This is a genomic window from Aquaticitalea lipolytica (genome assembly GCF_014641635.1).
In the GTDB taxonomy this organism is placed as follows: Bacteria; Bacteroidota; Bacteroidia; order Flavobacteriales; family Flavobacteriaceae; genus Aquaticitalea; species Aquaticitalea lipolytica.
The window spans coordinates 1-12,913 of sequence record NZ_BMIC01000001.1 but is presented as its reverse complement, the minus strand read 5'-3'; the positions used below and the strand labels follow the sequence as shown (position 1 = coordinate 12,913).

Below are 12,913 nucleotides of genomic sequence, written 5' to 3'. Positions count from 1 at the left end.
GTGTGTTAGTCGCAAAAATCTTTCTATAGCATACAGAATACAAATTAGTATTCAGCAAATGTCTGAAAAAGAAACAAAACAAGCAGAAGTAGTAGCTACTGAAGCACAAGAAACAGTAGTTGAAACTGCAACTGCAGAAGCTCCGAAAAAACAAGTATCGGAAGCTCAAGCAAACCCAGAAAAATTCTTAGCGGACTTTAACTGGCACAATTACGAAGAAGGAATTGAGCAAGTTGATGACAAAAAACTTCAAGAATTTGAAAAATTAGTATCAGAAAATTTCGTTGATACATTAGATGACGAAGTTGTAGAAGGAGAAGTTATTTTTATCTCTGATCGTGATGCTATTATTGATATCAATGCTAAATCTGAAGGTGTAATTTCTCTAAATGAGTTCCGTTACAACCCAAATTTAAAAGTTGGTGATAAAGTAGAAGTATTAATCGATGTTCGTGAAGATGCAACTGGTCAATTAGTATTATCTCACAGAAAAGCTAGAGTAATTAAAGCTTGGGATCGTGTTAACAATGCACACGAAACAGGTGAAATCGTTAATGGTTTTGTTAAGTGCAGAACTAAAGGTGGTATGATTGTAGATGTTTTTGGAATTGAAGCATTCTTGCCAGGTTCTCAAATTGATGTTAAACCAATTAGAGATTACGATCAATACGTTAATAAAACTATGGAGTTTAAAGTTGTGAAAATCAACCACGAATTCAAAAACATAGTTGTGTCTCATAAAGCTCTTATTGAAGCTGATATTGAAGAACAGAAAAAAGAAATTATTGGTCAATTAGAAAAAGGTCAAGTACTAGAAGGTATTGTTAAAAACATTACTTCTTATGGTGTATTTATTGATCTTGGTGGAGTTGATGGATTGGTGCATATTACTGACCTTTCTTGGTCACGTATTAACCATCCAAACGAAATTGTAGAATTAGACCAAAAACTTAATGTAGTTATCCTTGATTTTGATGAAGATAAATCAAGAATCCAATTAGGTCTTAAACAATTAAGCAAACACCCTTGGGAAGCTTTAGCAGACGATGTAAAAATCGGAGATAAAGTAAAAGGAAAAGTGGTTGTAATTGCTGATTATGGTGCATTCATTGAAGTAGCTGATGGTGTTGAAGGATTAGTTCACGTAAGTGAAATGTCTTGGTCAACGCATTTACGTTCTGCTCAAGATTTCGTGTCTGTAGGAGACGAAATAGAAGCAGTTATCTTAACTTTAGATAGAGAAGATCGTAAAATGTCATTAGGTATTAAGCAATTAACTCCAGATCCATGGACTGATATTACTACTAAATACCCAGTTGGTTCTAACCATACAGGTATTGTACGTAACTTCACAAACTTTGGTGTTTTTGTTGAATTAGAAGAAGGTATTGACGGATTAATTTATATCTCTGATTTATCTTGGACTAAAAAGATTAAACATCCAAGTGAGTTCTGTAATGTAGGAGACAAATTAGAAGTAGTTGTTTTAGAATTAGATGTAGAAGGACGTAAATTAAGTTTAGGTCACAAACAAACTACAGATAACCCTTGGGACAAATACGAAACTGAATTTGCTTTAGGTACAGTTCATACAGCTGAAATTTCTGAAATGGTAGATAAAGGTGCTACAGTAGAGTTTAACGAAGATATCGTTGCTTTTGTACCTGCACGTCATTTAGAAAAAGAAGATGGTAAAAAATTGAAAAAAGGAGACTCTGCTGAATTCAAAATTATTGAGTTCAATAAAGAATTTAAGCGTGTAGTTGCCTCTCATACTGCTATCTTTAAAGAAGAAGAGATGGAAAATGTAAAAGCTGCTGTTGCTAAAGCAGAAGCTACTGCATCAGAAGCTAAGCCAACTTTAGGTGATGCTAACGATCAGTTACAAGCTCTTAAAGATAAAATGGACGGAAAGAAAGCAAAAAAATAATCTTTCTCGATATTTAATATATAAAAAGCCTTCAAATATTTGAAGGCTTTTTTATTTCTAACAAATTATTAACCTCGTTGTACACTATATTTTTTTACCTTAACTTTGTCAACCAAATACGTTTGGAAAAAATATGAGCCAAAAAGTTTTACTTAACGCAAAAGAGGTAAACATCATTCTTCACCGATTGGCTTGCCAACTTATTGAAAAACATAACGATTTTACAAACACAGTTTTAATAGGTATTCAGCCAAGAGGTAAGTATCTGGCAAATCGTTTAGCTAAAATGCTAAAAGAAGAATATAAAATTAAAAATATTCAATTAGGCTTTCTTGATATTACCTTTTTTAGAGACGATTTTCGTAGAGGAGAAAAACCATTAGAAGCAAATACAACAGAAATTAACTTTCTTGTTGAAGATAAAAATATTGTATTTATTGACGATGTATTATATACAGGACGAAGTATTCGTGCTGCACTAACAGCAATACAGTCTTTTGGAAGACCAAATGAAATTGAGCTTTTAACTCTAATTGATAGAAGATTTAGTAGACATTTACCAATTCAACCAGATTATAGAGGAAGACAAGTAGATGCAATTAATAAAGAAAAAGTAAAAGTAAACTGGAAAGAAAACACAGGTGAAGATTCAGTTTATCTAATAAATAATTAAACTCATGAGCGAATTAAGTGTCAACCACTTATTAGGAATTAAATATCTTAACTCACAAGATATACAGCTTATTTTTGAAACTGCTGATCATTTTAAGGAAGTCATTAACAGACCAATTAAAAAAGTGCCTTCGCTAAGAGATATAACCATTGCCAATCTATTTTTTGAAAACTCTACACGCACAAAACTTTCGTTTGAGTTAGCTGAAAAGCGTTTGTCTGCAGATGTTATTAATTTTTCAGCTTCACAATCGTCAGTCAAAAAAGGAGAAACCTTAATTGATACTGTGAACAATATACTATCAATGAAAGTTGATATGGTTGTAATGCGACATCCAAATCCTGGTGCAAGCGTGTTTTTGTCACAACATGTAAACGCAAGTATTATTAATGCAGGAGATGGTGCGCACGAGCATCCAACACAAGCCTTGCTAGACAGTTATTCTATAAGAGAGCGACTTGGTAGCGTAAAAGGAAAAAATGTAGTTATAGTTGGTGATATTTTACATAGTAGAGTAGCACTTTCTAATATTTTTGCACTTCAGTTGCAAGGAGCAAATGTGATGGTTTGCGGACCAAAAACTTTATTGCCAAAATATATTGATAAACTTGGTGTAAAAGTTGAAACAGATTTACGTAAAGCGCTTAACTGGTGTGACGTAGCAAATATGCTACGAGTGCAAAATGAACGAATGGATATTAGCTACTTTCCTTCAACTAGAGAATACACTCAACAATACGGAGTTAATAAAGCGTTATTAGATTCTTTAAATAAAGAAATCACAATAATGCATCCTGGACCTATAAATCGTGGTGTAGAAATCACGAGTGACGTTGCAGATTCTAAGCAAGCCATTATTTTGGATCAGGTTCAAAATGGTGTTGCTGTTAGAATGGCTGTAATTTATTTATTAGCATCTAAAATAAAACACTAAAATTATGATTTTCGATAAAGACGATAATATTACTATTATCATACAAGAAAAAAGTACTATAGTAGAATTAGTAAAGAAACTATATGCTACATATCCGAAGTTTAAAAACGATAATGTAATTGTTAATCTTTCAGTTATGAATAAGGTTACATTGCAAGATATTGTTGAATTTTTAGAGATATCTAATCAGCATCGTCATGCTAAACATTCATTTGTTATAGTTACAGATAAAGCAAACCTTAATGAAATGCCAGATGAAATTGTGGTTGTTCCAACTTTAAAAGAAGCTTATGACATTATCGAAATGGAAGAAATGGAGCGCGACTTAGGATTTTAATATAATGAAGTTAACCATTCTTGGCTGTTATAGCGCAACTCCACGTACAGATACAAATCCAACATCACAAGTTCTAGAAATTAATAATCATATGTTTCTTATCGATTGTGGTGAAGGTACACAGGTAGAGTTACGTCGTAATAAAATCAAGTTTGCACGTATTAAACATATCTTTATTTCACATTTACATGGTGACCATTTTTTTGGTTTAGTAGGATTAATTTCAACGTTTAGACTATTAACCAGAGAAACAGAGTTACATATTTATTGTCCAAAAGGATTAAAAGAAGTAATAACATTGCAAATGAAACTTGCCGATTCATGGACTAATTACCAGCTTATTTTTCATGAGTTAACCTCTACTGAATCTGAATTAATTTTTGAAGACGATAAAGTACAAGTATTTACTATTCCATTAGATCATCGTGTATACACTAATGGGTTTCTGTTTAAAGAAAAAGCTGGAGATAGACATTTAGATATGGATGCTGTATTAAACGCAAATATTAATGTGGCCTATTACAGAAAATTAAAGCAAGGCTATGATGTTGTTAATGAAGATGGTGTTTTGATAGATAATAATAAAGTAACAACAGATCCAAATCCACCAAAAAGTTACGCCTTTTGTAGCGATACAGCTTATAATGAAGCCATAATTCCAATAATAAAAGGTGTTGATGTGCTTTATCACGAATCTACATTTTTAGACCAACACGCAAGCTTAGCTCCAAAAACAAAACACTCTACAGCAAAAGAAGCTGCGACAATTGCAAAAAAGGCGAAAGTAAAAACATTAGTATTAGGTCATTTTTCAACACGATATGATAATTTAAATGACTTTAAGAGTGAGGCTCAAACAGTATTTGAATCTGTTGAGCTTGCTGATGATGGTAAGACATTTAATTTTGACTAAACTCTTTCAGATTTTGCACCCAATGGATTGCTTCATCTAAAGTAGTACATCGTTTTAAACTATTTTTAGTAAAGTGTTTTTCTATAGTTGCATTCATATAGTTAAAATCTGTGTAAGATATTACAGCACTTGCAACTATAAAATCATAGTCTTCATGGAAATTCATCCATAACTGTGGTTCTATTGAGTAAGATTCTACTCTATTAGATATGTATCCAATTTTAAAGCCCGATTCATAATAATCTAAAAGAACTCCAATAACTTCTTGAATTTTATCCCAATCAAAATGAATACCTTCATGTAATTCAGAAATAATAAAATTATCTAATAAATAGAAATCACCAAATGAAAATTCTACTTTTGAATGGGTAAGTAGATTAAAGTATTTACTTTGTTCAAATCGCATTTTAGGGGAATTTTTTTCATAAATTTATATGAATTTGACGATAAGAAAAAAGAAAAAACAGTATTAATAATTGAATAATTTGTAATGAAAACAGACTTAAGCAATTACAGAAAATCTTATGAGAAGCAAGAACTTTTAGAATCTAATATAAGTGATAATCCATTAGAATTGTTTCAAAAATGGTTTCATGAAGTAGATGCTAACTTTAATGAAGGTGAGACTAATGCAATGACAATTTCTACAATTGGTTTGGATGGTTTTCCTAAGAGTAGAGTAGTACTGCTTAAGCAATTCACATATGAAGGTTTTATTTTCTACACTAATTATGACAGTGAAAAAGGAAAAGCTATAGCTGCTAATCCAAGTGTGTGTTTATCTTTTTTTTGGCATGGTGCAGAACGTCAAGTTATTATTAAAGGAACTGCAGAAAAGATTTCTGAAAATTTAAGCGATGGTTATTTTGAATCGCGTCCTAGAGGTAGCCAATTAGGTGCTTTAGTATCTCATCAAAGTAAAATTGTTAAAAATAGAGAAGAGCTGGAAGCCGAATTAAAAAGATTAGAAGTAGAATATGAAGGAAAAGAAATACCTAGACCTAAATATTGGGGAGGATTTATTGTAAAGCCAATTGAAATAGAGTTTTGGCAAGGTAGACCAAACAGACTCCATGATAGAATACGTTATACTTTAGATAAAGAGTATAATTGGATTATAAACAGATTATCACCATAAACACTTGCTTAGTTGAATAGAGCACGAGTTTTTATCGATTAAATGCAATTTTTTATCGTTATAAAGTAATATTATTATCTTAAAAAGTGCATTTCATCGATTATTTGCATAAAAATTCGACGAAATACATGTTTTTTATCGAATTTAACATTTTATTAACAGTATTTAACTTTCTATGAGGCTATTTTAGACATACCAAATCTTAAATAACCCTCTTATGAAACCTACTAAATTCTTGCCAATGATGGCATTAATGGCTTTGTTATCGTTTTCTTGTTCTACAGAAAACTTTCCAGATGAGACAATAGATGCTGTAACTTTAGCTAATGCACCAGCTGCAAAAGCTATTGAAATTGAAATTTTAGAGCTTATAAACAATCACAGAATTACTTTAGGTTTAAACCCTTTAAACAATTTAAACGTAATTAAGTCTGTTGCTTACACTCATACAGATTATATGGTTACTATTAACCAAGTAAATCACGATAATTTTTATCAACGTAAAAACAGTTTAATGCAAAACGCTGCTGCAACAAAAGTATCAGAGAATGTGGCTTACGCTTTTAGTTCTGCCGAATCTGTTGTAAATGCCTGGATTAATAGTGATGGACATAGAGCTACTATTGAAGGAGATTATACAGACTTTGATATTTCAGCAGAGAAGAATGACGAGGGCAAATGGTTTTTTACAAATATTTTTATTAAAAGATAGTTCAAGAATAGTTATATAAAGTTAGTCATTAAGGCCACAACAATTGTTGTGGCTTTTTTATTTGCCTATATGAAGATTCTATAAATAGATGATTCTCATAATTTTAAGCATCCACTTTCAATTTTATTTTAGAGTGTTTTGAGTTGTTTATTCTATGTATCTTTAATTAATATATCTATGCTACTTTTAAATTTTATCTTAAGAGTGTTTACCATAGGTTTTGCTTTCGTATATAAAAAAGGTAAATCCAATCTATAAAAATTAAAAAAGCAGGCTAAATAGCCTGCTTTTTTAATTATAATGAATATGTATACTAGTCTTTTAAAATATAGAAATATGAACGTCTATTTAATTGATGTTCTTCTTCAGTACATTTTACTTTATTAGCACATTTGTTTAACAACTGTGTTTCTCCATAACCAATAGCACTTTCTATTCTATTAGCATCTATTCCTCTTGAAATGATATAATCTCTTGTAGATTTAGCTCTTCTGTCTGATAGTTTCATATTATATGAATCGCTACCACGACTATCAGTATGAGATTCTATTTTTATAACCATTGTAGGATGTTCTCTCATAACATCTACAATGTTTTCTAATTCGTATTCAGCATCAGTTCTAATATTCCATTTATCAAAATCAAAGAAAATTGGATTAATTACAATTTGATTGTGATCAATTAATGGTTTTAAGTATAAATCAGAATTAGTTACTTTATTATTAGTTGTATCTGTTGTAATTTCTTTAAAATCGTCTTTAAAGTCAGGTTTATTTGCTAAAACAGTATATTTTTTATCACAGTCTACAATAAATTCGTAACTAGCATCAGCAGTAGTTGTATATGTTTCTACAATTTTACCATTTTCATTTATAAGTTTAACTGTTACATTGGCAAGTAACTCATTAGTTTTCATGTTTCTTACTAAGCCATTAATTTTTTGCTTGCATTGTTCAGCATTAAAACTATAAACATCATCATTACCTTGACCATCTGGTCTATTAGATGAAAAGTATCCTGTTTTACCATCATCATCCATAAAGAAAGCAAAATCATCATAGCCACTATTATATGGAGCGCCTATGTTTACTGGTTCTGCAGTTTCATCTTTAAGAATGTCAGAACTGTAAATATCTAAAAGACCAAGATTTAAATATCCATCTGAAGAAAAGTAAAATGTACTGTCTTTTGCGATAAAAGGAAACATTTCTCTACCTTCTGTGTTTATTTTCGAACCTAAATTTACTGGATCACTGTAAGTGTTATTCCCTAAAATATCTACTACATAAATATCTGTCTGTCCGAAACCGCCTTCTCTATCTGAAACAAAATACAATTTCTTATTATCTACACTTAATGTAGGATGTCCAGTTGAGTAGTGATCATTGTTAAATGGAAGCTCAATAATATTATCCCAATTGTCTCCAACTAGTGTTGCTTTATATATTTTTAAGTTGGTTGTTCCTTTGTTATCGTAATTAAGCTTATTTTTCTTATTTACATTATCTCTTGTAAAATACATTGTTTTACCATCATTAGTGATAGCAACTGTAGCTTCGTGAAAGTCTGTATTAACTTTAGTTGCTTTTATTAAAGCAGCTTGACCATATTCTTTTCTACCATCTTTTTCGTTTACAGATACTTCATATAAATCTAGAAAAGGTTCATCATTCCAGCCATAAACTTTTTTATTATCAGATTTTTTTGCTGAAGCAAAAACAAGCTTATTATTATAAACAAAAGAACCAAAATCTGAATTTTCAGAATTGAAAGGCATATTTATAATTTCTACAACTACATCATTATTTTTAGTAGAAGCCAAATCTTCATACATTTTTATACTATTTGGATCGTATCCTTTAATTCTGCTATCACCATTTTGTATAGCTTTAAATTTTACTAACCATTTATTAGCTTCTTCATAATTACCTAAACTACGTTGTGTTTGTATGTATTTAAAAATGTATTCAGGATTAATTTTGTCGTATTTTTTTATGGCTTTTCCATACCAAATAGCAGCTTCTTTAGTATTTGAATTGTTATAATAACAATCTCCTATACGTGTTAATACATGCTCACTACTATCTCCTTTTTTAACCACTTCTTTATAAAGTTCAGTAGCTTTTATATATGAATAGTTTTCAAAAAACTTATCGGCAAGTTTTTCTTGAGCAACCATAAAAGTACTACTCAAAGCACATACGAATATTAATAATTTTGCTTTCATAATAGTATTTTTTAGAAGTATCTTGGGGATTTTACACGTTTACTTTTAAACACCTCAAACATAATTAGTACTTCATGAGTTCCACTAGTATAAGGTCTTAGATCTGATAATGGATATTCATAAGCATAACCAATTCGGAATTGTTTAGATATTTGAAAATCTGCAATTCCTCCAATTGCTGAAGCTCTTTCATTAATTCTATATGAACCACCAATCCAAAACACTTCATTGAATAGAAAGTTTGCAGTTACATCAAACGATAATGGTGCTCCATTTGTAGCTTTCAATAACATTGCTGGCTTAAATTTTGTTGATTCTCCTAAATCAAAAACATATCCACCAGTAAAATAGTAACTAATTCTCTCTAATGCTTGATAGCCTTCTTCACGATTGTTATTTGTAGTTAGGATTCTAGGTGCAGAAAGCCCTAAATACCATCTATTAGTATTCCAGTATACACCAGCTCCAATATTTGGACTCCAACGGTCTTCTATTCCTCTAATTGTAGGATCATCTATTTGACTTTGTCTATATTCTGGATCTAAGCTATAACTTGTAAAACCTGCTTTTAATCCAAAAGCCAATTTAGCTTTTTCACTAGTTTGAATAGTATAAGAAAAGTCTCCATAAATATAAGATAGGTTTTCGTAACCTAATTCATCATTAATTATAGATAGACCTAGACCAATTTTTTCGTTTCTAAGAGGCGTGTGTATAGAAAGTGTTTGAGTAGTTGGTCCTCCTTCAAGACCAACCCATTGGCTTCTATGTAAACCAACTACACTTAATGTCTCTCTACTTCCTGCATAAGCAGGATTTATTGAGATTGTATTATACATATATTGCGTAAACTGTGGTAGTTGTTGGGCAACTCCAATCCAGCAATTGAAAAGTATAAATGCGATTATATTAAATTTTACAAACTTCATAGGTTAAAATTTATTTGGTTGCAACGTAGATTGGTCCTGTAAATGGTCTTAATCCACTATTTCTTAAATTAATAATGTAATAGTATGTTCCTGTTGGGACTTTATCAGAACTTCCTATTGAAGCTTTTGAAGCAAATCCGTTCCAATCATTTTGATAATTAAAATTCTCATAAATTTTTGCTCCCCAACGATTAAATATTTGTAGTTCGATTACAAACCCACAATCTTCTACACCTGTTAGTGTAAAGTACTCATTCCATTGATCACCATTAGGTGTTACAGTTGTAGATATAACCACATCTTCTTCACCACAAGGTAATACCACACAGTCGTCATGAACATTTATAGTTACCTGAGTTTCACTAGGACACTGACCATCACTAATTGTGTATTGGAAAATGTAATCACCTAATTCAACAGTAGAAGGGTCAAATATGCTGCCATTTAAAGTAGCTGTTCCAGATATAACTTCCCAAGTTCCGTTAGTGTCGAAATCTCCGCTCAATAAATCAAATAGATCAATTGGTAAATCCTCAATACATAAAGCAGTATCTGTAGATTCAATTCCGTTTTCTAAATTAACATTTATAGTTTGAGTATATATAGCCTGATTACCACATTCATCTGTTACAGTCCATTCTCTAACTATAACATAATTACTTACATCACCAGTATTAGTTGATGTTTCATTAAACACAACAGTCATATTAGTTGAACATGCATCTTCAAATACAAGTTCTGGCCTTTCAGGTATCTCACTACAATTTACAGTAATTTCAGTTTGTAAATCTGTAATTAAATCTGGCGCAGTAGTATCAATTACAGTAATAGTTTGCACTAAAGTTGTTGTATTATCACAAGCATCAGTAAGTGACCAAGTACGCGTAATGATAGACTCATTAGGGCAGTTACCAGCAGCAGCAGCAGTATCAGTATACGTAGCTTCTAATCCCGTAGTACAGTTATCGGCTTCATCAGAGACATCACCAGTAAGTGTTAAGTCATTGGCATCCTGATCACATTCGATAGTAATATCATCAGGCACACTAAATGTAGGCGCAGTAGTATCAACTACAGTAATAGTTTGCACTAAAGTTGTTGTATTATCACAAGCATCAGTAAGTGACCAAGTACGCGTAATGATAGACTCATTAGGACAGTTACCAGCAGCAGCAGTATCAGTATACGTAGCTTCTAATCCCGTAGCACAGTTATCGGCTTCATCAGAGACATCACCAGTAAGTGTTAAGTCATTGGCATCCTGATCACATTCGATTGTAATATCATTAGGCACACTAAATGTAGGCGCAGTAGTATCTACTACAGAAATAGTTTGAGTATCAGAAGTAGTATTACCACACTCATCAGTAGCAGTCCACGTTCTGGTAATTGTTTGAGTATTACCACAAGCATCAACAGATGAATCCGCAAAGGTAATAGTGACATCACCACAAGTATCATTTCCAGTAGCCATACCAGTAGCAGAAGGGTCAGTACTTTGAGTACATTCCACAGTCGCATCAGCAGGAACAGTAAGTGTAGGTGCAGTAGTATCTACTACAGAAATAGTTTGAGTATCAGAAGTAGTATTACCACACTCATCAGTAGCAGTCCATGTTCTGGTAATTGTTTGAGTATTACCACAAGCATCAACAGATGAATCCGCAAAAGTAATAGTGACATCACCACAAGTATCACTTCCAGTCGCAGTACCAGTTGCAGAAGGGTCAGTACTTTGAGTACATTCCACAGTAGCATCAGCAGGAACAGTAAGTGTAGGCGCAGTAGTATCTACTACAGAAATAGTTTGAGTATCAGAAGTAGTATTACCACACTCATCAGTAGCAGTCCACGTTCTAGTAATTGTTTGAGTATTACCACAAGCATCAACAGATGAATCCGCAAAAGTAATAGTGACATCACCACAAGTATCATTTCCAGTAGCCATACCAGTAGCAGAAGGGTCAGTATTTTGAGTACATTCCACAGTAGCATCAGCAGGAACAGTAAGTGTAGGCGCAGTAGTATCTACTACAGAAATAGTTTGAGTATCAGAAGTAGTATTACCACACTCATCAGTAGCAGTCCATGTTCTGGTAATTGTTTGAGTATTACCACAAGCATCAACAGATGAATCCGAAAAAGTAATAGTGACATCACCACAAGTATCACTTCCAGTAGCCATACCAGTAGCAGAAGGGTCAGTACTTTGTGTACATTCCACAGTCGCATCAGCAGGAACAGTAAGTGTAGGCGCAGTAGCATCTACTACAGAAATAGTTTGAGTATCAGAAGTAGTATTACCACACTCATCAGTAGCAGTCCATGTTCTGGTAATTGTTTGAGTATTACCACAAGCATCAACAGATGAATCCGCAAAGGTAATAGTGACATCACCACAAGTATCACTTCCAGTAGCCGTACCAGTAGCAGAAGGGTCAGTACTTTGTGTACATTCCACAGTAGCATCAGCAGGAACAGTTAATGTAGGTGCAGAGTTATCTTCAATAGTAAACGTAGCAGAGGTAGAAGTAGCATTACCACATCCATCAGTAGCGGTGAAGATTACAGTAGCTGTACCAGTAGCTCCACACAGATCAGAAAGGGCAGTAAAGTCGTTAGACCAAGTTACCGTAGAACAATCATCATTAGCAGTAGCACCACCATTAGTATTTAACCAGTTTTGTAAATCTGTTGTATTATCAGCTCCATCACATTGTACTGTAAAATCAGCCGCATCAGTTATAACAGGCGCAGTTGTATCTTGAATCGCATATGTTGCAGTAGTAGTTGCAGTATTTCCGCAAGCATCAGTAGCAGTAAAGGTAACTTGAATAGGAGCAGAACAATCAGAGTTAGCACCAGAATAGTCATTAGACCAAGTAACATCACCACAGTTGTCTGTAGCAGAAGCACCACCATTGGTATCTAACCAGTTTTGAATAGCTCCATTATTACCAGAGCCATCACACTCCACTACAATATCAGTAGCCTGAATATCAATTACAGGAGCAGTTGTGTCAACTACAGAAATAGTTTGAGTATCAGAAGTAGTATTACCACACTCATCAGTAGCAGTCCATGTTCTGGTAATTGTTTGAGTATTACCACAAGCATCAA

The 12,913-nt window shown here is 32.6% G+C and carries 11 protein-coding genes; 7 read left to right on the top strand and 4 right to left on the bottom strand.

Annotated elements, in window-relative coordinates:
- The first annotated feature begins 58 nt into the window (after positions 1–58).
- The 5 genes from rpsA (at position 59) to IEW41_RS00035 (ending at position 4,787) form a co-directional block, all read left to right on the top strand.
- A complete protein-coding gene (gene rpsA, locus IEW41_RS00055) occupies positions 59–1,930 on the top strand; it encodes a 30S ribosomal protein S1 (RefSeq protein WP_188604295.1) in 1,872 nt (623 codons plus the stop codon).
- Positions 1,931–2,063: 133 nt separating this feature from the next.
- Complete coding sequence (gene pyrR / locus IEW41_RS00050) at positions 2,064–2,603, top strand: bifunctional pyr operon transcriptional regulator/uracil phosphoribosyltransferase PyrR (RefSeq protein ID WP_188604294.1); 540 nt, start codon at positions 2,064–2,066, stop codon at positions 2,601–2,603.
- 4 nt (positions 2,604–2,607) lie between these two features.
- Positions 2,608–3,537, top strand: a complete 930-nt coding sequence (locus IEW41_RS00045; protein WP_188604293.1) for an aspartate carbamoyltransferase catalytic subunit — start codon at positions 2,608–2,610, stop codon at positions 3,535–3,537.
- A gap of 4 nt (positions 3,538–3,541) precedes the next feature.
- A complete protein-coding gene (locus tag IEW41_RS00040) occupies positions 3,542–3,874 on the top strand; it encodes a ribonuclease Z (protein ID WP_188604292.1) in 333 nt (110 codons plus the stop codon).
- A gap of 4 nt (positions 3,875–3,878) precedes the next feature.
- The gene (locus IEW41_RS00035; protein WP_188604291.1) at positions 3,879–4,787 is read left to right on the top strand and encodes a ribonuclease Z; all 909 of its coding nucleotides are present in this window, start codon (positions 3,879–3,881) and stop codon (positions 4,785–4,787) included.
- Here IEW41_RS00035 and IEW41_RS00030 read toward each other — a convergent pair.
- Positions 4,774–5,193 (bottom strand): hypothetical protein, encoded by a 420-nt coding sequence (locus tag IEW41_RS00030; protein WP_188604290.1) that lies wholly within the window; start codon positions 5,191–5,193, stop codon positions 4,774–4,776. The genes IEW41_RS00035 and IEW41_RS00030 overlap by 14 nt on opposite strands.
- A gap of 84 nt (positions 5,194–5,277) precedes the next feature.
- On the opposite strand from IEW41_RS00030, the gene pdxH reads away from it, so the two are divergent.
- Both pdxH and IEW41_RS00020 read left to right on the top strand, forming a co-directional pair.
- Entirely contained in the window at positions 5,278–5,925 is a 648-nt protein-coding gene (pdxH, locus tag IEW41_RS00025; RefSeq protein WP_188604289.1) for a pyridoxamine 5'-phosphate oxidase, read from the top strand.
- Positions 5,926–6,142: 217 nt separating this feature from the next.
- Positions 6,143–6,637 (top strand): CAP domain-containing protein, encoded by a 495-nt coding sequence (locus IEW41_RS00020; RefSeq protein ID WP_188604288.1) that lies wholly within the window; start codon positions 6,143–6,145, stop codon positions 6,635–6,637.
- 313 nt (positions 6,638–6,950) lie between these two features.
- Here IEW41_RS00020 and IEW41_RS00015 read toward each other — a convergent pair whose 3' ends face one another.
- From IEW41_RS00015 to IEW41_RS00005, 3 genes are all read right to left on the bottom strand, one after another.
- The gene (locus IEW41_RS00015) at positions 6,951–8,864 is read right to left on the bottom strand and encodes an OmpA family protein (protein ID WP_188604287.1); all 1,914 of its coding nucleotides are present in this window, start codon (positions 8,862–8,864) and stop codon (positions 6,951–6,953) included.
- A gap of 11 nt (positions 8,865–8,875) precedes the next feature.
- Positions 8,876–9,793 (bottom strand): PorP/SprF family type IX secretion system membrane protein, encoded by a 918-nt coding sequence (locus IEW41_RS00010; RefSeq protein WP_188604286.1) that lies wholly within the window; start codon positions 9,791–9,793, stop codon positions 8,876–8,878.
- A gap of 10 nt (positions 9,794–9,803) precedes the next feature.
- The coding region (locus IEW41_RS00005; RefSeq protein WP_188604285.1) for a T9SS type B sorting domain-containing protein at positions 9,804–12,913 on the bottom strand (3,110 nt) is incomplete at its 5' end.

Bases quoted from the DNA above. Each gene is read 5' to 3' on its own strand.
- IEW41_RS00030 (WP_188604290.1), bottom strand. From the start codon at position 5,193: ATGCGATTTGAACAAAGTAAATACTTTAATCTACTTACCCATTCAAAA.
- pdxH (WP_188604289.1), top strand. From the start codon at position 5,278: ATGAAAACAGACTTAAGCAATTACAGAAAATCTTATGAGAAGCAAGAA.
- IEW41_RS00035 (WP_188604291.1), top strand. From the start codon at position 3,879: ATGAAGTTAACCATTCTTGGCTGTTATAGCGCAACTCCACGTACAGAT.
- rpsA (WP_188604295.1), top strand. From the start codon at position 59: ATGTCTGAAAAAGAAACAAAACAAGCAGAAGTAGTAGCTACTGAAGCA.
- IEW41_RS00045 (WP_188604293.1), top strand. From the start codon at position 2,608: ATGAGCGAATTAAGTGTCAACCACTTATTAGGAATTAAATATCTTAAC.
- IEW41_RS00040 (WP_188604292.1), top strand. From the start codon at position 3,542: ATGATTTTCGATAAAGACGATAATATTACTATTATCATACAAGAAAAA.
- IEW41_RS00010 (WP_188604286.1), bottom strand. From the start codon at position 9,793: ATGAAGTTTGTAAAATTTAATATAATCGCATTTATACTTTTCAATTGC.
- pyrR (WP_188604294.1), top strand. From the start codon at position 2,064: ATGAGCCAAAAAGTTTTACTTAACGCAAAAGAGGTAAACATCATTCTT.
- IEW41_RS00015 (WP_188604287.1), bottom strand. From the start codon at position 8,864: ATGAAAGCAAAATTATTAATATTCGTATGTGCTTTGAGTAGTACTTTT.
- IEW41_RS00020 (WP_188604288.1), top strand. From the start codon at position 6,143: ATGAAACCTACTAAATTCTTGCCAATGATGGCATTAATGGCTTTGTTA.